Below are 19,038 nucleotides of genomic sequence, written 5' to 3'. Positions count from 1 at the left end.
TGTGGAAGCTTTGTTGGGAAAGGTGGAAGAGCGCAAGAGCGGGAAATCGTCAGCGTCGCGCCCCAAGGGCTATTGGGCCGCCTTCGGCGCTTGTGTCCTGCTCGTCTCGTCGGCCCAGCTGCTGCACGAGTCGGCGAGCTGGTCTCTGGACTACGGCACGGTGCTCGGGACGTTCATCAATCTGCGCGCCCAGTCATGCAACGCCCACGCCGTCGGTCTCATCTTGGGCTACGCTTTGGCTCAGATGCGCCCCGACCGACTGAGGGCTATCGCTCTGAACGACCGCTTCTGGGTGTTTTTCTTCGCGCTGCAGACGGCCAATGTCATGGCGTTCTATTGGTCGGTGGGGACCTCCAATGTGATGACTATGATAATTGTGCAGGTGGCGGGGGCTGCTTCGGGTGCCTTCTTCTTCGCGCTGAGCTGTCAGGCGACTGCCGGAGTGGGCGCGCGAGTGTTCCTCGCGACCGTCGTAGCGCTTGTGGCTCTTACCACGCTCACGGTCCAAGGACTGTTCAGCATCTTGGAGGCCGGTGCCCCGGCTTTGGTTTCCGAAATACTCCATATGGCGCTTGTTGCCGGATCTGCCGCCTGTTTTGTTCGGGCTATGGGGGCGGGTGCCTGCTTGCGAGTGCAATTCGAACGCGAGCCCTATGCTCCGATGGGAGCGCCGCGACGCAGGGGGGAATCGCAGGGTCGTCATCGTGGAGCGCCCTCTTTCGCCCTGTTCCTCATCATAGGCGCCTACGGGGCAGTGTTCGGATTCCTCCACGTGGTACCTCTAGCTCTGTCCCTAGATGTCTCGAGCCGTGTCACGGCGTTCCTCTTCGGTGCGGTAGCGGCCCTCGGGCTGTTCTCGGCGACGCTTCGGCAAAGTGACGGCACTGATGTGGTGCGTCTCTGGAACCGTTTCTATCAATACGTTTTCCCCATCGTCACGGTGGCGGCTCTCCTCGGTCCTCTTACCATGGACACGGAGTTTCTTCCGCTTCTCATTTTGCAGGCGTGCGCCCTGTACTATTTCGATGTTCTGCTCGCCGTTGCGAGCTATACCATTGCTCGTGTCATCAAAGCCTCTCCGACGCAAGTGTTCGCCCGCGCGTTTCTCGTCAAGTCAGCGGGATTCTTTCTGGGGTGCTTAGTGGGATTCGGTGTGCATGAGAGCGTCGTTCTCGACGAGACCGCTTTCAGCGTCATCGGTGCTGCCATCTTCGTGATACTGTCCCTGGTCACTTTCCACACCAATTCGGAGAAGTTTGCCAAAACGGTTTGGGGCCTTCTTCCTCACGAGGACGCCCATGGAAAGTTGGCGAGCCGGCGGGCGGAGTGCTGCCGCCGTCTGGCCCGATCTTCTGGCTTGACCGACCGTGAGGCGGAGATACTCGAGTACCTAGTCGCAGGAAAGAGGCCGAAGGAAATCAGTGAAATGTTGGTGGTGTCCATCACCACGGTGCGGTCTCATGTGCGAGCTATTTACGCGAAGACCGGGGTTCACTCCCATGGCGAGTTGATGCACCTTCTGGACGAAAAGTAGGTGTGGAGGGTATTTGCGGGGGTGCCCTCTTGGTTCCTTATCGTGTATCTTAAGGATCGAGAGAAAAGCGCCCGGGCGGGGCGCCGGGTGTTGGGAGGAACCATGGCCTTCGTGGAATTCGCCGACGTGAGCAAGATCTACCAGATGGGCGAGGTGGAAGTGGCCGCCGTGCGCGACATGAGCTTCACTATCGAGCGGGGCGAGTTCGTGGTCATCGTGGGGCCCTCCGGCGCCGGCAAGACGACGCTTTTGAACATGCTCGGCGGCATGGACTCGGCCACCTCCGGCACCATCACGCTGGACGGCGCGCGCGTCAGCTCCTTCAACCGCAAGCAGCTCACCCAGTACCGCCGCCACGATATCGGCTTCGTCTTCCAGTTCTACAACTTGGTGCAGAATCTGACGGCCCGCGAGAACGTGGAGCTGGCAAGCCAGATCTGCCGCGACCCCCTTGATGCCGACGAGGTGCTGGCGGCTGTGGGCCTGGCCGACCGGGTGCGCAACTTCCCCGGGCAGCTGTCCGGCGGCGAGCAGCAGCGCGTCGCCATCGCCCGCGCCTTGGCGAAGAACCCCAAGCTCCTTTTGTGCGACGAGCCCACCGGTGCTCTGGACTACGAGACGGGCAAGGCCATCCTGAAGCTTCTGCAGGACACCTGCCGCGACACGGGGCGCACGGTCGTGGTCGTCACCCACAACAGCGCGTTCACCGCCATCGCCGACCGTGTCATCCACGTGCGCGAGGGCTCCGTGGCCGCCGTGGAGCTGAACGAGGCGCCCCTGTCCGCCGACGTGCTGGAGTGGTAGCGTGAAGGCGTTCAACAAAGATATTGTCCGCTCCATCCGCCACTCGCTCGGGCGCTTTGTTGCCATTGCCGCCATCGTGGCACTGGGCTGCGGCTTCTACGCCGGGCTGCGCATGACGGCGCCGGATATGAAGCTGGCGGCCGACGCCTACTACGACGGCACCGATCTCATGGACATCCGCGTCGTCTCTACCTTGGGTCTCACGGATGAGGACATCGAGGCCCTGCGCGATGTGCCCGGCGTCTCGGGCGTGGAGGCGGCCTATTCCGCCGATGTGCTGGCCACCCTGAACGACGAGCAGTACGTGATGCGCGTGCACTCGCTGTCGCCCTCGGCAGCGACGGCGGTGAAGGTGGACGAGGCCACCATCTCCTCCGACGACGCGAACTACCTCAACCGGCTCGATCTGGTGGAGGGCCGCTGGCCCGAATCCGCCGACGAGTGCGTCATCTTCAACGACCGCGTTATGAGCGGGCCGACGGGGCTCGGCGACACGGTCACGGTCGACCCGTCGGTGGGCAACGTGGAGGACACTCTGGCCACCACCGAGTTCACCGTGGTGGGGCGCGTGCACTCGCCGCTCTACGTCAGCTCGACGTCCATGGGCACCTCCACCATCGGCTCGGGCACCATCGAGCAGTTCATGTACGTGCTGCCCGAGGCTTTCGATCCGGATATGCCCTACGTGGAGGCCTACGTCTCCGTGGAGGGCGCAGCAGAGCTTCCCGCCGACAGCGACGCCTACGACGACAAGGTGGCCGGGGTCGTGGCCGCCATCGAGGGCATCGCCCCGGCCCGGGAAGAAGCCCGGGTGGACGGCCTGAAGGCCGAGGCCCAGGCCGATTTGGACGAGGCGCGGGCGGAATACGAGGAGGAAGAGGCTCGGGCGAAAACGGAACTCGCCGACGCCCGTGCTGAGCTGGATTCGGCCAAGGAGGAGCTGGACGAGGGCCAGCGCAAGCTGGACGCGGCCGCCTCCACCCTTGCCGCCAACGAGAAGAAAATCAAGGACGGCGAGAAGGAGTACACCCAGGGCACCGAATCGCTTTCCAAGCGCAAGGCCGACGCCGAGGCCCAGTTCGCCGAGGCCGAGCGGCAGATCGCCGCCAATGAGGCGAACCTCGCCGAGGCCAACGCGGCGCTGCCGACGCTGCAGGACGCCCTGGCCCAGGCCGAGGCTGCCCTGCAGGTGCCGAACCTCCCTGCCGACCAGCGCGCCGAGCTTGAGGCGACCCGGGCCGACCTGGAGCAGAAGATCGCCGACATCGGCAGCGCGGAGGTGGCCCTGGAGGAGGCCAAGGCGCAGCTGGCGCAACAGTGCGAGGCGGCCGACGCGCAGATCGCCGCGGCCCAGGCCCAGCTCGATGCGGCCAAGACGAGCGTGGAGGAGGGCAAAAAGCAGCTCGAGGAGGGCAAGGCCGAGTACGAGCAGGCCAAGGCCGACCTGGAGGCGGGCCGCGCCGAGTACGAGCAGGGCGTGGCCGACTACGACGCCGCCGCGGCCGAGGCCAACGAGAAGCTTGATGCGGCCGAGCAGGAGCTGGCCGACGCCCAGGAGGACATCGACAACATCGAGCCGCCAGACTGGTTCGTCATGGACCGCACTAAGAACTTCGGCGTGGTGAGCTTCGCCTCCGACGCCGACCGCATCGATGCCATCGCGTCGTTCTTCCCCTTCATCTTCTTCCTCGTGGCGGCGCTCGTGGCCCTTACCACCATGACCCGCATGGTGGAGGAGGAGCGCATGCTCATCGGCACCTTCAAGGCGCTCGGCTACTCGCGGGCGCGCATCACCTCGAAGTACCTCATCTACGCCGCTCTGGCCGCCGGCGCGGGCAGCGTCATCGGCATCGCGGTGCTCTCCCAGGTGCTGCCCTGGGTCATCATGGAGGCCTATTCCATCGTCTACTACGTGCCCCGGGGCGCCATGCCCATCGATTGGCCCATCGCGCTTGCCGCCGCCGGACTCGGCATCGGCATCACGCTTTTGGCCACCTGGGCGGCCGCCGCGGCCACCCTGCGCGAGACCCCGGCCGCCCTCATGCAGCCGCCGGCTCCCAAGGCCGGCAAGCGCATCCTGTTGGAGCACATCGGCCCTCTGTGGCGCCACCTGTCGTTCTCGTGGAAGGTGACCTTCCGCAACATCTTCCGCTACAAGCGCCGCCTCGTCATGACGGTCATCGGCATCGCCGGCTGCACGGCCCTTCTGCTGACGGGCCTGGGGCTGCAGAACTCCATCAACGACATCATCGACGTGCAGTACGGCGAGCTGGTGAACTACAACGTCGTCATCGCCGAGAAGGACGACGCGGCCGACGACGACCGCGCGGCCGCCGACGCCCTTCTGGCCGACACGGATTCGTTGCCGGTGGCCGTGCGCGCCACCGAGGCCTCCATGATCGCCCAGGGCACAGACGGCACCGAGGCCATGACCACCATCGTGGCGCCGTCGGACCCGGCGGCGTTTAAGGAGCTGTGGCACTTCCGCATCCGCGAGGGCCACGAGGAGGTGGCCCTCGCCGACGCCGGCGCCGTCGTCACCGAGAAGCTGGCGACCAAACTGGGCCTTGGCGTGGGCGATGCCATCGTGTTCGCCGAGCAGGACGATCTGGGCAACGCCACGGCGACGACCTACTCCGTGCCCGTGGCGGGCATCATCGAGAACTACATCGGCGACTACGCCTTCATGACGCCGGAAACCTACGAGCGCACCTTCGGGGAAGAGGCGGACAACCTCACGGTGTACGCCCGGGCCACTACCGACGAGGGGGAGCGCCAAGCCCTCTCCGAGGCCCTGCGCGCCACCGGCGCGGTGGATACCGTGGCCTTCAACGACGAGGTCATCGACTCCTACAAGCAGATGCTGCGCTCGGTGAACATGGTCGTGGTGGTGCTCGTGGTGGCCGCGGCGGCACTGGCGTTCATCGTGCTGTACAACCTGACGAACATCAACATCACCGAGCGGGCCCGCGAGATCGCCACCTTGAAGGTGCTCGGCTTCACGCCCCGCGAGGTGAACGCCTACATCTTCCGCGAGATCGTGCTTCTGGCCATCTTGGGAGCGCTCGTGGGCCTGGCCCTCGGCATCGTGCTAGAGGGCTTCGTCGTGGTGACGGCCGAGGTGGACCAGGTCATGTTCGGCCGCACCATCCATTGGGACAGCTTCGTCATCGCGTTTGTGCTCACCATGGTGTTCACCGTCATCGTCATGCTCGTCATGCGCCCCAAACTCGCCCACATCGACATGGTGGAGAGCCTGAAGTCCAACGAGTAAGGCTGTGTGATCTGGAAAATGTGCCGAAATGGACAAGGTTTGCACAAAGCAACCTGGCAAGATTCAAAAAAGCACATTTTCCAGGTCTTTAAGGCGAGGAGAGATCCCCTTTTACGGTGCGTGATGGCAAAATACCAGGTCATGTGAGCATGTATTGCGATTGTCTGCATTGCAGAAAGTTCCCAATCTGGAGAATGTGATTTATTGGGCGGAGAATTCTGGAGAATGTACTTTTTTGGACGCAGCAAATAGCGAAGCTGTGCAAAGTGACCAGAAAATCACATTTTCCAGACTGAGGGGGTCGTAGCAGCGAATTATGGGCTTCGCTGTCCGGCGCGACGGGGGAGTGCTGTCGTGTGCTACTATAGCGGGCAAACCTTACGGGCCGCATGAGGCGGCCCCACCTGCGAAGGAGGAGTTGCGAACCTATGAAGGTAACCGAGAAGAAGCTCGCCGACGGCGTCATCAAGCTCGACTGCGAGGCCACGGCCATCGAGGTGAACAACGCGCTGAAGGAGGCCGCCGAGGCCTTCGCGCTGTCCATGGGCGTGCGCCCCATGCCGGGCAAGTCCATCGAGGAGCTCGCGAAAGAGCAGCTGGGCATCGCCGACTTAGACAAGATCGTCGAGCCCAACGCCATCGAGGTGCTCGTGCCCCGGGCGCTCGACCGCCGCAACCTCGTGCCGGCGTTCCCGCCCAAGGCCACGCCCACGGTGAAGTTCGAGCGCGGCAAGAAGTTCACGTTCACCCTGAACGTTACCGTGAAGCCCACCTACGAGCTGACCAGCTACGAGCCGGTGGAGATCACCGTGCCCCCCTTCACCTTCGACGAGACCCCTATCAACCAGCAGCTGGAGGAGATCGCCAAGAACTCCGTCACCTACGTGGTGGCCGACGCGAAGCCGCTTGAGGCGGGAGACGCCTGCTCCATTGCCATGAAGTGCTTCGACGACGGCGAGGAGATCAAGGCGCTCACCTGCGAGGACCGCACCTACCTCATGGGTCGCGGGTACATGCCAGAAGGCTTCGACGAGGCGCTCGTTGGCATGGAGCCGGGCCAGACCAAGGAGTTCACCTTCGAGGCTCCCTTGGGCACCGAGAACGGGGAAGTGGTGAACAAGCCCATCTCCTGCACCGTCACCGTGAAGGAGATCCAGCAGGAAGTCGTGCCGATCATCGACGATGCCTGGGTGAAGGCGAACATGCCCATGTTCGCGAGCAAGGAGGCCCTGGTGGCCGATATGCGCCGCGTTTTCGAGGCCCAGCAGCGCGAGGCCTACGAGGGCTACGTGCAGCAGATGGCCGTGGGCCAGCTCACGCGCCGCTTCGAGGGCCGCATCGCCGATGAGATCTACGAGGCCACGCGCGACCAGCTCATGCAGAACCTGCGCATGGAGCTTCAGCAGGCCGGCATGACATGGGAGCAGTTCGTGGCCCAAAACGGCGGCGAGCAGCAGTTCGGCATGATGCTCATGATGCAGACCCGCGAGGTGCTCGTGCAGGGCTTCTGCCTGGACGCGGTGTACCGCCACGAGCACATGACGCTGACCGACAAGGATATGGAGGACGCCTGCCTGGGCATGAATCCCCAGGGCAATCCCAAGATGATGCGCCAGCAGCTGGAGGACTCGGGTCGCGGCTTCGCTCTGCGCGAGACGGCCGAGCGCCTGAAGGCCGCCCGCTTCGTGGCCTCCCAGGCGAAGATCACCGTAGCCGACGCGCCCGCGGCACCCGCTGACGCGCCCGCGGCGCCCGCCGACGAGGCGAAGGCGGCCGACGAGAACTAGCTTACGGGCCGATATCGGCCTTGCGCCATAACCACACGCCAGGGCGGGGGCTTCCCCGCCCGTTTCTATGAAGGACGTACTCTCTGTGTCTAAGAAGCCCGCGCCCCAATCTCATCGCAGTCCCAAGCGCCCGGAAAAGAGCGCTCCGAAAAACGCGCGTCCCTCCCTGCCGGCTTCGGCGTTCCTGCCCACCACGCGGGCCGAGGCCGATGCGCGCGGCTGGGGGCAGCTCGACTTCGTCTACGTCTCCGGCGACGCCTACGTGGATCATCCCTCCTTCGGGAGCGCCATCATCACGCGGGTGCTGGAATCCCACGGCTACAAGGTGGGCTTCATCGCCCAGCCCGATTGGAACGACCCGGAAAGCATCGCGGTGTTCGGCGAGCCGCGGCTGGGATTTCTCGTGTCGGCGGGCAACATGGACTCCATGGTGAACCACTACACGGTGAACAAGAAGCGCCGCCACGACGACGCCTACACGCCGGGCGGCAAGGGCGGCGCGCGCCCCAACCACGCGGCCGTGGTCTATTCGAACCTCATTCGCCGCACCTTCAAGGAAACGCCCATCATTTTGGGCGGCATCGAGGCGAGTTTGCGCCGGCTCGCCCATTACGACTACTGGTCCGATTCCCTCAAGCGCTCCATCTTGCTTGATTCCGGGGCCGATCTTATCTCCTACGGCATGGGGGAGCGCTCTATCGTCGAGATTGCCGATGCCCTCGCCGCGGGCCTTTCCGTGAGCGACCTCACCTTCATCGATGGCACGGTGTTTCGCACCCGTTCGCTGGAACACGTGGTTGACTACGAGATGTTGCCCAGTTGGGAAGAGGTTTCGGGCGACAAGCGCGCCTTCGCGGAGAGCTTCGCCACCCAGTACCGCGCGAGCGACCCGGTGTGTGGCAGTCGCTTGGTGGAGACCTATCCCCATGGCGTGTATGTCGTGCAGAACCCGCCGGCTGCGCCGCTGACCCAAAATGAGATGGACGCCGTCTACCGCCTGCCCTATGCGCGCACGTGGCATCCTTCCTACGACGAGGCCGGCGGCGTGCCGGCGCTTTCCGAGGTGAAGTTCTCGCTCACCTCCTGCCGCGGCTGCTTCGGCGAGTGCGCCTTCTGCGCGCTCACTTTCCACCAGGGGCGCATCGTCACGGGCCGCTCCCACGAGTCGCTGCTCGACGAGGCCCGCGTCATGACGGCCGATCCCGAGTTCAAGGGCTACATCCACGATGTGGGAGGTCCCACGGCCAACTTCCGCGGGCTGGCTTGCGCCAAGCAGCGCACACGAGGCGCCTGCACAGACCGCCGCTGTTTGGGCACGAAGCCCTGCCCGGCAATGAAGGCCGATCATCGCGATTACACGGGTCTTCTGCGCAAGCTGCGGAAGCTGCCCGGCGTGAAGAAGGTGTTCGTGCGCTCCGGCATTCGCTTCGACTACGTCATGGCCGACCCCGATCCCGATCGCACGTTTCTGCGCGAGCTGGTCGAGCACCACGTATCCGGCCAGCTGCGCGTGGCCCCCGAGCATGTGTCCGACACCGTGCTTGCTGCCATGGGCAAGCCGCCTCGGGCCGTCTATGACGCGTTCTGCGACGCTTTCGAGGAAATCAATCGCGAGACGGGCAAGAAGCAGTTCGTCGTGCCCTATCTCATGTCGTCGCATCCGGGCAGCACGTTGGCCGAGGCCATCGAGCTGGCCGAGTACGTGCGCGACATGGGCTTCAACCCCGAGCAGGTGCAGGATTTCTACCCCACGCCCTCGACGATTTCCACGTGCATGTACTACACGGGGCTCGATCCTTTGACTATGGAGCCCATCTATGTTCCCAAGACCTCGCATGAGAAAGCCCTTCAGCGGGCGCTCATCCAGTACCGCAACCCCGACAACTACGACTTGGTGCGCGAGGCGCTAACGAAGGCCGGGCGAACCGACCTCATCGGCTGGGACAAGCAGTGCCTCATCCGCCCCAAGCGCCCCAAGAAGAGGGAAGTGGAGGACGGCGGTGCCCCGCGCAAGGGGAAGGGGAGGTTTGCGAAGGGCGGACCTGCCAAGGGCGCACCTTCCAGCCGTCCCGGCCCTGCTTCGGCTCAGCGCGCCGGCAAGCCGCCCAAGGCCAACGGTCGCAAAGGCGGCATCCGCAAAGGTCGTTAAGTCGCCTATTCCCGTGACGAGCCTAAGTGTGCGGGAAATGTGACGGTTGGCCGCTTGTCGAAAAAGTTCTTGAGGCGGTTGCCCCCCACCCCTATAATGCTTCTTTGCGTCTGTGTGCCCAGCGATGGATACACCCGGGCGCGTGGCAAGACGGCGTCGCAGCGTAGAGCCTCCATCTGCGCCGGTCGGCAATCGCCTCGCCACTACCGTAGGGGAGGTTCCGGTGTGCGGAGAGGCGTGCGAGCGGAAACTCCAAAGGAAAGGGGCGAACGTGTCCCGCTGGTTGCCGTTACCGGCCGGCGAGCGCGGAAGCCCGAAGTCAAGAAAGGTTGTTACTGTGGGAATCAAACAGTACAAGCCGACGAGCCCCGGCCGACGTTTCCAGACGGTCTCCGACTTCTCGGAGATCACCACGTCCAAGCCGGAGAAGTCTCTTCTGGCCCCGAAGCCGAAGAAGGCCGGTCGCAACTGCTATGGCCGCATCACCACCCGTCACCAGGGCGGCGGCAACAAGCAGCGCTACCGCATCATCGACTTCAAGCGCAACAAGGACGGCGTGCCCGCCAAAGTTGCCACCATCGAGTACGATCCCAACCGCTCGGCCCGTATCGCTCTGCTGCACTACGTTGACGGCGAGAAGCGCTACATCATTCACCCGAAGGGCCTGAAGGTGGGCGACATCGTGGTCTCCGGTCCGGAAGCCGACATCAAGCCGGGCAACGCTCTGCCTCTGGCGAACATCCCCGTCGGTACGCTGATCCACAACGTGGAGCTGCAGCCGGGCAAGGGCGCCGCTATCGCCCGTTCCGCCGGCACCTCTATCCAGCTCATGGGCAAGGAGGGCAACTACGCCATCCTGCGCATGCCCTCTTCCGAGATGCGCCGCGTGCTCATCACCTGCCGCGCCACCATCGGCGAGGTGGGCAACGCCGAGCACTCCAACATCAAGATCGGCAAGGCCGGCCGCAAGCGCTGGATGGGCGTTCGCCCCTCTGTCCGCGGTACGGTTATGAACCCGGTCGACCATCCGCACGGCGGCGGCGAGGGCAAGAACAAGTCCGCTGGTCGTCACCCGGTCACCCCCTGGGGCGTGCCGACCAAGGGCCATCGCACCCGCAACAAGAAGAAGGCCTCGAGCCGTCTCATCATCCGTCGTCGCAAGAAGTAGCGGAATCGTAAGGAGTCATAGTGAGCAGAAGTTTGAAAAAGGGTCCTTTCGTAGAACCGCGCCTTCTTGCCCGCATCGAGGCAATGAACGCGGCCGGCGAAAAGGAAGTCATCAAGACGTGGTCCCGCGCGAGCACCATCTTCCCGGAAATGGTGGGTCACACCATCGCCGTGTACGATGGCCGCAAGCACGTGCCGGTCTACGTTACCGAGTCCATGGTTGGTCACAAGCTGGGCGAGTTCTCGCCGACCCGTACCTTCAAGGGTCATGCGGCCGACAAGAAGAAGCGATAGGGCATAGGTGAGAAGTTACATGGAAACTAAAGCAGTATCGCGTTACGTCCGCATCGCTCCCCGCAAGGCCCGCATCGTGGTCGACCTGGTTCGCGGCAAGTCCGTGCCCCAGGCCCGCGAGATCCTGGCTTTCTGCGAGCGCGCCGCCGCTGAGACCGTCGCAAAGACGCTGAACTCCGCCGTGGCCAACGCCGAGCACAACAATCACCTTCGCGGCGACAACCTGGTGGTCAAGGCCGCCTACGTCGACGAAGGCCCGACCCTGAAGCGCATTCGTCCCCGCGCCAAGGGCTCCGCGTCGCGCATCAACAAGCGCACGTGCCACATCACCATTGTCGTCGCACCCCGAGAGGAGGCATAAGGTCCATGGGTCAGAAAGTCAGCCCTGCCGGATTCCGCCTCGGTATCACCGAGGATTGGCGCAGCCGCTGGTACGCCGGTAAGGATTACGCCAAGACGCTCGAGAACGATATCGCCATCCGCAAGTTTCTCGACAAGCAGCTCGCCCGTGCCTCCGTGTCTCGCGTGGACATCGAGCGCGCCGGCGACAAGATCAAGGTGACCATCACCACGGCCCGCCCCGGCGTGGTCATCGGCAAGAAGGGCGCCGAGATCGACGCTCTGCGCAAGAAGCTCGAGAAGGTCGCCGACGGCCCGGTCTCCATCGACGTGGTCGAGGTGAAGCGCCCCGAGCTGGACGCCGAGCTCATCGCCCAGTCCGTGGCCGAGCAGCTCGAGGGCCGCGTGGCCTTCCGCCGCGCCATGCGCAAGGCCGTGCAGTCCGCCATGAAGTCCGGCGCCAAGGGCATCCGCATCCAGTGCTCCGGCCGTCTGGGCGGCGCCGAGATGAGCCGCCGCGAGTGGTACCGCGAGGGTCGCGTGCCGCTGCACACCCTCCGCGCGAAGATCGACTACGGCTTCGCCACCGCCGCCACCACCATGGGCTCCATCGGCGTGCAGGTGTGGGTGTACCACGGCGAGGTGCTGCCGGGCCAGAAGGCTCCCCAGCCCGCGCTCGAGGGTTCGTCCCGTCCGAACCGTTCCCGTCGTAACGATCGCCGCGAGAGGGGTGACAAGTAAATGCTCGTACCTAAGCGCGTTAAGCACCGCAAGGTGCAGCGTGGTTCCATGAAGGGCAAGGCCAAAGGTGGCACCCGTCTGAACCACGGCGAGTATGGCATCCAGGCCCTCGAGGCGCACTGGATCACCAACCGTCAGATCGAGGCAGCTCGTATTGCCATGACCCGTCACATGAAGCGTGGCGGCAAGGTCTGGATCACGATCTTCCCCGACAAGCCCATCACCTCCAAGCCCGCCGAGACCCGCATGGGTTCCGGTAAGGGCAACCCCGAGGGCTGGGTCGCTGTCGTGAAGCCCGGCCGCATCATGTTCGAGATCGCCGGCGTCGATGACGAGACCGCCCGCGAGGCTCTGCGTCTGGCCATCAACAAGCTGCCCATCAAGTGCAAGATCGTCACTCGTGAAACGGAGGGGCAGCAATAATGAAAGCAGCAGAGATTCGTGAACTTTCTGCCGAAGACCTGCGGGTGAAGCTGAAGGAGGCCAAGGCGGAGCTGTTCAACCTTCGCTTCCAGATGGCCACCAGCCAGCTGGACAACACTGCCCGCGTCAAGCAGGTTAAGAAGGACATCGCGCGCATCATGACTGAGATGCGGGCTCGCGAGCTGAGCGCGTAGCTTAAGGAAGGTGCAAGAAATGACTGAAGAGCGCAATCTGCGTAAAGTACGTCAGGGCGTCGTCGTCAGCGATGCCAACGACAAGACCATCGTGGTGGCCGTCGAGGAGCGCAAGCCCCATCCCATCTACAAGAAGATGATCACCTCCACCAAGAAGTTCCATGCCCATGACGAGAACAACGAGGCCGGCGTCGGCGACACTGTTCAGATCATGGAGACGCGCCCGCTGTCCAAGATGAAGCGCTGGCGTTTGCTGAAGATCGTCGAGAAGGCCAAATAGTTTGAGTGCTCCGGCACGAGGACTATTGATAAGGAAAGTAGGAACATCACATGATTCAGATGCAATCCATGCTCGCCGTGGCCGACAACTCCGGCGCTCGCAAGGTGCAGTGCATCAAGGTTCTGGGCGGCTCGAAGCGCCGCTACGCGGGCCTCGGTGACGTGATCATCTGCAGCGTCAAGGAAGCGATGCCCAACGGCAACGTCAAGAAGGGCGAGGTCGTGCGTTGCGTGATCGTGCGCGTGAAGAAGGAAGTCCGTCGCGCCGACGGCTCCTACATCCGCTTCGATCAGAACGCCGCCGTGCTCATCAACAACGACGGCTCTCCGCGCGGCACCCGTATCTTCGGGCCCGTCGCCCGTGAGCTGCGCGACAAGAAGTACATGAAGATCGTGTCTCTGGCACCGGAAACGCTGTAGGGGAGGTGTCAGAATGGCTCAGAACAAGATGACGATCCGCAAGGGCGACACCGTCAAGGTCATCGCCGGCAAGGACCGCGGCAAGACCGGCAAGGTGCTGCGCTCGGTGCCCGAGAAGTCCCGCGTTGTCGTGGAGAAGGTGAACATGGTCAAGAAGGCCATGCGCCCGACCCAGGCCAACCCCCAGGGCGGCATTTCCACCGTCGAGGCGCCCATTCACGTGTCCAACGTGATGCTCGTGTGCCCCAGCTGCGGCGAGGCCACCCGCGTGGCCCGTCGCCGCGAGGACGGCAAGCTCGTCCGCGTCTGCAAGAAGTGCGGCAAGGACATCCCCGCCGTCGAGGCCTAAGATAAGGCACTCGAGGCTCTGAACAGACCGCCTGCTACCGAATTTGTGTAGCGGGCGGTTTTTACTTGGAAAGTATCTCGTTTTGTGGGACAATTTCCAATCGCGCGCAAGCGCCATGGCCCTGGGAAGGTCCCAGGGACGCCGGGTCGGAAATCCGGCGTTTAATCCATCGGAGAAAGGTTTGAAGAAAGATGGCTGATACCCCCCGCCTCAAGGTGAAGTACCAGACCGAGATCGTCCCCGCGCTCGTCGAGCAGCTCGGCATCAAGAACATCAACTGCGTGCCGAAGCTGGAGAAGATCGTCGTGAACATGGGCGTCGGCGCCGCTGCCGGCGATTCCAAGCTGCTTGATGCCGCCATGAACGACATGCGCATCATCACCGGCCAGCAGCCCTGCGTGACCCGCGCCAAGAAGTCCATCGCCGGCTTCCATGTGCGCGAGGGCCAGGCCATCGGCTGCAAGGTGACCCTGCGCGGCGACCGCATGTGGGAGTTCCTCGATCGCCTGCTGGCCACCGCCCTTCCGCGCGTCCGCGACTTCCGCGGCATCTCGCCGAAGAGCTTCGACGGCCGCGGCAACTACACCCTGGGCATCACCGAGCAGCTCATCTTCCCGGAGATCGAGTACGACAAGATCGACCGCACCCGCGGCATGGACATCACCTTCGTGACCAATGCCGGCGACAACGATTCCGCGTTCGCTCTTCTGTCCGCCCTCGGCTTCCCGTTCAAGAGCAAGTAAACCGACCGGGGCGCATAGGGCCCCGCGTCGCGCAACCTCGGTCACAAGTCCGCGATAAGGCTGCGGGCTTAAGGACATAAAGAAAGAAGGACATGCATGGCTAAGAAATCGATGATCGCCAAAGCCAAGCGCGAGCCGAAGTTCTCTACGCGTCAGCACAACCGCTGCACCCGTTGCGGACGTCCCCGCGCCTACTATCGCAAGTTCGGCCTGTGCCGTATCTGCGTGCGTGAGTTGGCTAACAAAGGCGAGCTGCCCGGCGTGACCAAGGCTTCCTGGTAGAAGACGCGGACACGCGGGTGTGCCGACGTTAAAGGCGGAGGCGCTATGGGCGCCGACGAACCGAACGCCGGTTCATCACGGATCAAAGGAGAAAACAAACATGACAATGACCGACCCCATCGCAGACATGCTTACGCGCGTGCGTAACGCCCAGTCTGCCGGCAAGGACACCGTGTCCATGCCGACGAGCAAGAAGCTCGTCGAGATCGTGCGCATCATGGAGCAGGAAGGCTACATCCAGCGCTTCGATGTCATCGACGGCGAGCCCCGCGGCACCCTTGAGATCACCCTCAAGTACGGCCCGAAGAAGGCCAAGACCATCCGCGGCATCAAGCGCATCTCCAAGCCGGGTCTGCGCATCTATGCCGGCAAGGACGATCTGCCCCGCGTGCTCGGCGGCCTCGGCACGGCAATTATCTCGACCAGTCGCGGCGTCATGACCGACCGCGATGCCCGCAAGCAGGGCATCGGCGGCGAGGTCATCGCCTATCTGTGGTAGGAAAGGAAGGTATCTAGTATGTCTCGTATCGGCAAGATGCCCATCCCCGTTCCTGCCGGCGTCGATGTGACCATCGACGGCCAGACGGTGACGGTGAAGGGCCCCAAGGGGGAGCTTACCCGCACGTTCCTGCCGTCCATGACCATCACCCGCGACGGCGATGAGCTCATCGTCACCCGTCCCGACGACACCCGTGAGTCCAAGAGCGCCCACGGCCTGACCCGCACCCTTCTCGCCAACATGGTGGAGGGCGTGTCGAACGGCTTCTCCAAGAAGCTGCAGCTCGTCGGCGTCGGCTATCGTGCCGCACTCAAGGGCAAGGATCTCGAGATGCAGCTCGGCTACTCCCACCCCGTGCTGGTGGAGGCTCCCGAGAACATCACCTTCGAGGTGCCCTCTCAGACCGAGATCGTCGTGTCCGGTCCGAGCAAGGAGCAGGTCGGCCAGGTTGCCGCGAACATCCGCAAGTGGCGCAAGCCGGAGCCCTACAAGGGCAAGGGCATTCGCTACGAGGGCGAGCATGTCCGCCGCAAGGCTGGCAAGGCCGGCAAAGACTAAGTGCCTATTCGGTAGCTGATTGAAGGGATTAAACCTATGAATAAGCAACAGGAGAAGCAGGCCCGTCTTGCCCGTCGCCATCGTCGCGTGCGCGGCAAGATCTCCGGCACTGCAGCTCGCCCGCGTCTGTGCGTGACGCGGAGCAACAGCAACATGTACGTGCAGGTCATCGATGACGTGGCCCACACCACCATCTGCGGCGTCTCTACCCTCGGGGAGGCCTTCAAGGCCACCGGCAAGTCCGGCGCGACCGTCGAGGGCGCAGCCGAGCTCGGCACCATCGTTGGCAAGTTGGCTCAGGAAAACGGCGTGACGGAAGTTGTGTTCGACCGTGGCGGCCACCTGTATCATGGGCGCGTGAAGGCTCTGGCTGAAGCTGCCCGTGAAGCAGGATTGAAATTCTAGAAGGGGTTTTAGCTTATGGCTCGTAACAACAACCGTCAGCAGGAGAGCACGACTCCTGAGCTTCAGGAGCGCGTGGTCTTCATCAATCGCGTCGCGAAGACCGTCAAGGGCGGCCGTCGCATGCAGCTCTCGGCCCTGGTCGTCGTCGGCGACGGCAACGGCCGCGTGGGCGTGGGCATGGGCAAGTCCGCCGAGGTGCCCACCGCCATCAAGAAGGGCGTCGAGGACGCGAAGAAGAACATGTTCACCGTCCCCGTGACCGCCGAGGGCTCGGTGCCCCACGAGATCATGGGCGAGTACGGTGCCGGCCGCGTGCTGATCAAGCCCGCTGTTCCCGGTACCGGTGTGCTCGCCGGTGGCCCGGTTCGCGCCATCATGGAGCTTGCTGGCGTTCAGAACGTGATCACCAAGTCGCTGGGCACGGACAACGCCATGAACATCGTGAAGGCTGCCGCCGAGGGTCTCAAGAACATGGAGAGCCCCGTCCAGGTCGCCGAGCGCCGCGGCATCTCCGTGGCCGAGATGTTCGGCGGGAAGGAGAACTAATGGCTGAGACGAACAAGACGCTGCGCCTCACCCAGGTGAAGAGCGCCATCGGCCGCAAGCCGAACCAGGGTCGCACCCTGCGCGCGCTGGGCCTGCGCGGCATCGGCAGCACCACCGAGCAGGTGGACAACGAGAGCGTCCGTGGCATGATTTTCACGGTTAAGCACTTGATTGAAGTTGAGGAAATCTAAATTTCCCCAACTTCAATCCCGACGCTGCGGTTCCGACAGGCACCTGGCCTTGCCCCTTGTTTGGGGCACGGCGTTGGCCTAAGCCAACTTGGCCCCAAGGCGGGGCAATTCCAGGCACCTGTCGCAACCTCGCTGACTCCCTTGGGCGAACCAGTGAGTCTATGAATTTAATAATGTGTCGGGATGAAAGATGACAATCGGCGTGTCTGAACAGACACGCCGTTGCCATGATAGATGGAAGTTTGCTAGCGGCGAGCTGCTAGCACTGACTGAGGGAAGAGAAAATCCCCGGTCAGAGAGCGAAAAGGAGATTTACTTACATGGAACTCAAGGATTTGCGCCCGGCCGAGGGCTCGACGAAGAACCGCAAGCGCGTGGGCCGCGGCCCCGCTTCCGGCACCGGCAAGACCGCCGGTCGCGGTATGAACGGCCAGAAGTCCCGTGCCGGTGGCGGCAAGGGTGCCGGCTTCGAGGGCGGCCAGACGCCGCTCGCCCGTCGTCTGCCGAAGCTGCCCGGCTTCCGCAACTTCAACCGCGTGGAGTACCTGCCCGTGAACGTCAGCCGTCTCGATGCCAAGTTCGAGGCCGGCGACGTGGTGGATGGCGAGTCCCTGAAGGCCAAGGGCATCATCAAGCATGCCGACGCGCTGGTGAAGGTGCTCGGCGACGGCGAGATCGCCAAGGCTCTCACTGTCCGCGTCGATAAGGTGTCCGCTTCCGCCAAGGCGAAGATCGAGGCGGCCGGAGGAAAGGTCGAAGAGCCTTGCTAAGCTCAATCATTGACGCATTCAAGGTTCCGGAGCTGCGCAAGAAGATCCTCTTCACCTTGGCTATTCTTGCGCTGTACCGCTTCGGTGCCTACGTGCCGGTGCCGGGCATTCCCTTCCATGAGTTTGCCACGGCCTTCCAGGACACGGGCGTGGCTATGACCATGCTCGACCTGTTCACCGGTGGCGCGCTGTCGAACTTCTCGGTGTTCTCGCTCGGCATCATGCCCTACATCACCGCATCCATCATCATGCAGCTGATGCAGGGCGTCATCCCCGCCGTGGGCCGTTGGGCTCGCGAGGGGGACACGGGCCGTCGCAAGATCACCCAGGTGACCCGCTACCTGACGCTGGGTCTCGGCCTCATCAACGCGGTGGGCTACCTGCTGCTGTTCAAGTCGCCGGCCTACGGTGTGCAGTTCTCCACGGAGGTGCCCGAGGCGCTCACGAACATCATCATCGTGTTCACCTTGGTCGCCGGTACCGCCTTCATCATGTGGATGGGCGAGCTTATCACCCAGCGCGGCATCGGCAACGGCATGTCGCTCATCATCTTCGTGAGCATCGTGTCCCGCGTGCCGTCGGCCATCTTCTCGTCGGCTACCCTGACGAACGATCTGGGCACGGGCATCGCGCTCACCATCGTGATTTTGGCCGTGGTGCTCGTCTGCATCCCGCTGATCATTTTCGTGGAGCGCGCCCAGCGCCGCATTCCGGTCAACTACGCCAAGCGCGTCCAGGGCCGCAAGATGATGGGTGGCCAGTCCACCTACATTCCGCTGAAGGTGAACGCGGCCGGCGTTATCCCGATCATCTTCGCGAGCTGCATCATCTACTTCCCGGCGCAGCTGGCGGCGATCTTCAACGTCGATTGGTTGACCACCTTCGCGAACTGGTGCTCCACCGGCTGGCTGAACTGGCTGCTCACCGTTGCCCTCATCGTGCTCTTCGCGTACTTCTACACTTCCATGGTGTTCAATCCGGAGGAGACGGCGGACAACATCCGCAAGCAGGGCGGCTTCATTCCTGGCGTGCGTCCGGGCACGGCCACGGTGCAGTACATCAAGAACGTGATCAACCGCGTGACGCTGCCCGGCGGCATCTTCATCGCGCTGATCGCGGTTGTGCCCACCATCATCTTCTACTTCACCAACAACCAGCTCATCCAGGCCTTCGGCGGTACGTCCATCCTCATTATGATCGGCGTGGCGCTTGACACCATGAGCAAGGTGGAGAGCCAGTTGAAGATGTACAACTACGAAGGCTTCTTTAAGTAAGGCGGACGCGCAGTCC

At 63.4% G+C, this 19,038-nt stretch carries 23 protein-coding genes; all 23 read left to right on the top strand.

The features are described from left to right. Position 1 precedes the first annotated feature (1 nt). The 23 genes from GO707_RS04615 to secY all read left to right on the top strand — a co-directional run bounded on the left by GO707_RS04615 (position 2) and on the right by secY (position 19,022). Positions 2 to 1,534, top strand: a complete 1,533-nt coding sequence (locus GO707_RS04615; protein WP_157012284.1) for a response regulator transcription factor — start codon at positions 2 to 4, stop codon at positions 1,532 to 1,534. A 102-nt stretch (positions 1,535 to 1,636) separates the two neighbouring features. Next, entirely contained in the window at positions 1,637 to 2,338 is a 702-nt protein-coding gene (locus GO707_RS04610) for an ABC transporter ATP-binding protein (RefSeq protein WP_114539963.1), read from the top strand. 1 nt (position 2,339) lies between these two features. Continuing rightward, on the top strand, positions 2,340 to 5,612 hold the full coding sequence (locus GO707_RS12700) for an FtsX-like permease family protein (RefSeq protein WP_335878757.1): 3,273 nt from the start codon (positions 2,340 to 2,342) through the stop codon (positions 5,610 to 5,612). A gap of 428 nt (positions 5,613 to 6,040) precedes the next feature. Next, the gene (locus tag GO707_RS04600; RefSeq protein ID WP_157012282.1) at positions 6,041 to 7,399 is read left to right on the top strand and encodes a trigger factor; all 1,359 of its coding nucleotides are present in this window, start codon (positions 6,041 to 6,043) and stop codon (positions 7,397 to 7,399) included. 85 nt (positions 7,400 to 7,484) lie between these two features. Next, positions 7,485 to 9,548, top strand: coding sequence for a YgiQ family radical SAM protein (locus tag GO707_RS04595; RefSeq protein WP_278571756.1), 2,064 nt, complete (start codon positions 7,485 to 7,487; stop codon positions 9,546 to 9,548). Between the two features lie 337 nt (positions 9,549 to 9,885). Next, the gene (gene rplB, locus GO707_RS04590; RefSeq protein ID WP_022740333.1) at positions 9,886 to 10,716 is read left to right on the top strand and encodes a 50S ribosomal protein L2; all 831 of its coding nucleotides are present in this window, start codon (positions 9,886 to 9,888) and stop codon (positions 10,714 to 10,716) included. 20 nt (positions 10,717 to 10,736) lie between these two features. Next, positions 10,737 to 11,009 (top strand): 30S ribosomal protein S19, encoded by a 273-nt coding sequence (gene rpsS, locus GO707_RS04585; protein WP_022740332.1) that lies wholly within the window; start codon positions 10,737 to 10,739, stop codon positions 11,007 to 11,009. A gap of 19 nt (positions 11,010 to 11,028) precedes the next feature. Continuing rightward, positions 11,029 to 11,370, top strand: coding sequence for a 50S ribosomal protein L22 (gene rplV / locus GO707_RS04580; RefSeq protein WP_022740331.1), 342 nt, complete (start codon positions 11,029 to 11,031; stop codon positions 11,368 to 11,370). 5 nt (positions 11,371 to 11,375) lie between these two features. Further along, positions 11,376 to 12,089, top strand: a complete 714-nt coding sequence (rpsC, locus tag GO707_RS04575; RefSeq protein WP_157012279.1) for a 30S ribosomal protein S3 — start codon at positions 11,376 to 11,378, stop codon at positions 12,087 to 12,089. After that, positions 12,090 to 12,512 carry a 50S ribosomal protein L16 gene (gene rplP / locus GO707_RS04570; protein WP_016309215.1) on the top strand — a complete coding sequence of 141 codons (423 nt, stop codon included), beginning with the start codon at positions 12,090 to 12,092 and terminating at the stop codon, positions 12,510 to 12,512. Then, on the top strand, positions 12,512 to 12,706 hold the full coding sequence (rpmC, locus tag GO707_RS04565) for a 50S ribosomal protein L29 (RefSeq protein WP_157012278.1): 195 nt from the start codon (positions 12,512 to 12,514) through the stop codon (positions 12,704 to 12,706). Before rplP ends, rpmC begins: the two co-directional genes overlap by 1 nt. A gap of 19 nt (positions 12,707 to 12,725) precedes the next feature. Beyond that, positions 12,726 to 12,986: a 30S ribosomal protein S17 gene (gene rpsQ / locus GO707_RS04560; protein ID WP_016309213.1), complete on the top strand. Its 261-nt coding sequence runs from the start codon at positions 12,726 to 12,728 to the stop codon at positions 12,984 to 12,986. A 50-nt stretch (positions 12,987 to 13,036) separates the two neighbouring features. Next, complete coding sequence (gene rplN / locus GO707_RS04555; protein WP_022740329.1) at positions 13,037 to 13,405, top strand: 50S ribosomal protein L14; 369 nt, start codon at positions 13,037 to 13,039, stop codon at positions 13,403 to 13,405. A gap of 13 nt (positions 13,406 to 13,418) precedes the next feature. Next, entirely contained in the window at positions 13,419 to 13,754 is a 336-nt protein-coding gene (rplX, locus tag GO707_RS04550) for a 50S ribosomal protein L24 (RefSeq protein ID WP_022740328.1), read from the top strand. Between the two features lie 191 nt (positions 13,755 to 13,945). After that, positions 13,946 to 14,497 carry a 50S ribosomal protein L5 gene (gene rplE / locus GO707_RS04545; protein WP_041714614.1) on the top strand — a complete coding sequence of 184 codons (552 nt, stop codon included), beginning with the start codon at positions 13,946 to 13,948 and terminating at the stop codon, positions 14,495 to 14,497. A 96-nt stretch (positions 14,498 to 14,593) separates the two neighbouring features. Then, positions 14,594 to 14,779: a type Z 30S ribosomal protein S14 gene (locus tag GO707_RS04540; RefSeq protein ID WP_013980746.1), complete on the top strand. Its 186-nt coding sequence runs from the start codon at positions 14,594 to 14,596 to the stop codon at positions 14,777 to 14,779. Positions 14,780 to 14,879: 100 nt separating this feature from the next. Continuing rightward, positions 14,880 to 15,278 (top strand): 30S ribosomal protein S8, encoded by a 399-nt coding sequence (gene rpsH, locus GO707_RS04535; RefSeq protein WP_022740326.1) that lies wholly within the window; start codon positions 14,880 to 14,882, stop codon positions 15,276 to 15,278. 18 nt (positions 15,279 to 15,296) lie between these two features. Continuing rightward, positions 15,297 to 15,836 (top strand): 50S ribosomal protein L6, encoded by a 540-nt coding sequence (rplF, locus tag GO707_RS04530; RefSeq protein WP_022740325.1) that lies wholly within the window; start codon positions 15,297 to 15,299, stop codon positions 15,834 to 15,836. 36 nt (positions 15,837 to 15,872) lie between these two features. After that, complete coding sequence (gene rplR, locus GO707_RS04525) at positions 15,873 to 16,241, top strand: 50S ribosomal protein L18 (RefSeq protein ID WP_016309207.1); 369 nt, start codon at positions 15,873 to 15,875, stop codon at positions 16,239 to 16,241. Positions 16,242 to 16,256: 15 nt separating this feature from the next. Next, positions 16,257 to 16,787 carry a 30S ribosomal protein S5 gene (rpsE, locus tag GO707_RS04520; RefSeq protein WP_022740324.1) on the top strand — a complete coding sequence of 177 codons (531 nt, stop codon included), beginning with the start codon at positions 16,257 to 16,259 and terminating at the stop codon, positions 16,785 to 16,787. Continuing rightward, entirely contained in the window at positions 16,787 to 16,978 is a 192-nt protein-coding gene (rpmD, locus tag GO707_RS04515) for a 50S ribosomal protein L30 (protein ID WP_157012276.1), read from the top strand. Before rpsE ends, rpmD begins: the two co-directional genes overlap by 1 nt. 320 nt (positions 16,979 to 17,298) lie before the next feature. Next, a complete protein-coding gene (rplO, locus tag GO707_RS04510) occupies positions 17,299 to 17,748 on the top strand; it encodes a 50S ribosomal protein L15 (protein WP_157012274.1) in 450 nt (149 codons plus the stop codon). Further along, complete coding sequence (gene secY, locus GO707_RS04505; protein WP_157012271.1) at positions 17,742 to 19,022, top strand: preprotein translocase subunit SecY; 1,281 nt, start codon at positions 17,742 to 17,744, stop codon at positions 19,020 to 19,022. The genes rplO and secY overlap by 7 nt, the downstream gene beginning before the upstream one ends. The last annotated feature ends 16 nt before the right edge of the window (positions 19,023 to 19,038 follow it).

The sequence above is a fragment of the Adlercreutzia rubneri genome, from assembly GCF_009755265.1.
GTDB lineage: Bacteria > Actinomycetota > Coriobacteriia > Coriobacteriales > Eggerthellaceae > Adlercreutzia > Adlercreutzia rubneri.
This window is presented reverse-complemented; position numbering and strand designations above follow the sequence as displayed.

Bases quoted from the DNA above. Each gene is read 5' to 3' on its own strand.
- GO707_RS04610 (WP_114539963.1), top strand. From the start codon at position 1,637: ATGGCCTTCGTGGAATTCGCCGACGTGAGCAAGATCTACCAGATGGGC.
- GO707_RS04600 (WP_157012282.1), top strand. From the start codon at position 6,041: ATGAAGGTAACCGAGAAGAAGCTCGCCGACGGCGTCATCAAGCTCGAC.
- rplV (WP_022740331.1), top strand. From the start codon at position 11,029: ATGGAAACTAAAGCAGTATCGCGTTACGTCCGCATCGCTCCCCGCAAG.
- rpsC (WP_157012279.1), top strand. From the start codon at position 11,376: ATGGGTCAGAAAGTCAGCCCTGCCGGATTCCGCCTCGGTATCACCGAG.
- rplP (WP_016309215.1), top strand. From the start codon at position 12,090: ATGCTCGTACCTAAGCGCGTTAAGCACCGCAAGGTGCAGCGTGGTTCC.
- rpmC (WP_157012278.1), top strand. From the start codon at position 12,512: ATGAAAGCAGCAGAGATTCGTGAACTTTCTGCCGAAGACCTGCGGGTG.
- rpsQ (WP_016309213.1), top strand. From the start codon at position 12,726: ATGACTGAAGAGCGCAATCTGCGTAAAGTACGTCAGGGCGTCGTCGTC.
- rplN (WP_022740329.1), top strand. From the start codon at position 13,037: ATGATTCAGATGCAATCCATGCTCGCCGTGGCCGACAACTCCGGCGCT.
- rplX (WP_022740328.1), top strand. From the start codon at position 13,419: ATGGCTCAGAACAAGATGACGATCCGCAAGGGCGACACCGTCAAGGTC.
- rplE (WP_041714614.1), top strand. From the start codon at position 13,946: ATGGCTGATACCCCCCGCCTCAAGGTGAAGTACCAGACCGAGATCGTC.
- GO707_RS04540 (WP_013980746.1), top strand. From the start codon at position 14,594: ATGGCTAAGAAATCGATGATCGCCAAAGCCAAGCGCGAGCCGAAGTTC.
- rpsH (WP_022740326.1), top strand. From the start codon at position 14,880: ATGACAATGACCGACCCCATCGCAGACATGCTTACGCGCGTGCGTAAC.
- rplF (WP_022740325.1), top strand. From the start codon at position 15,297: ATGTCTCGTATCGGCAAGATGCCCATCCCCGTTCCTGCCGGCGTCGAT.
- rplR (WP_016309207.1), top strand. From the start codon at position 15,873: ATGAATAAGCAACAGGAGAAGCAGGCCCGTCTTGCCCGTCGCCATCGT.
- rpsE (WP_022740324.1), top strand. From the start codon at position 16,257: ATGGCTCGTAACAACAACCGTCAGCAGGAGAGCACGACTCCTGAGCTT.
- rpmD (WP_157012276.1), top strand. From the start codon at position 16,787: ATGGCTGAGACGAACAAGACGCTGCGCCTCACCCAGGTGAAGAGCGCC.
- rplO (WP_157012274.1), top strand. From the start codon at position 17,299: ATGGAACTCAAGGATTTGCGCCCGGCCGAGGGCTCGACGAAGAACCGC.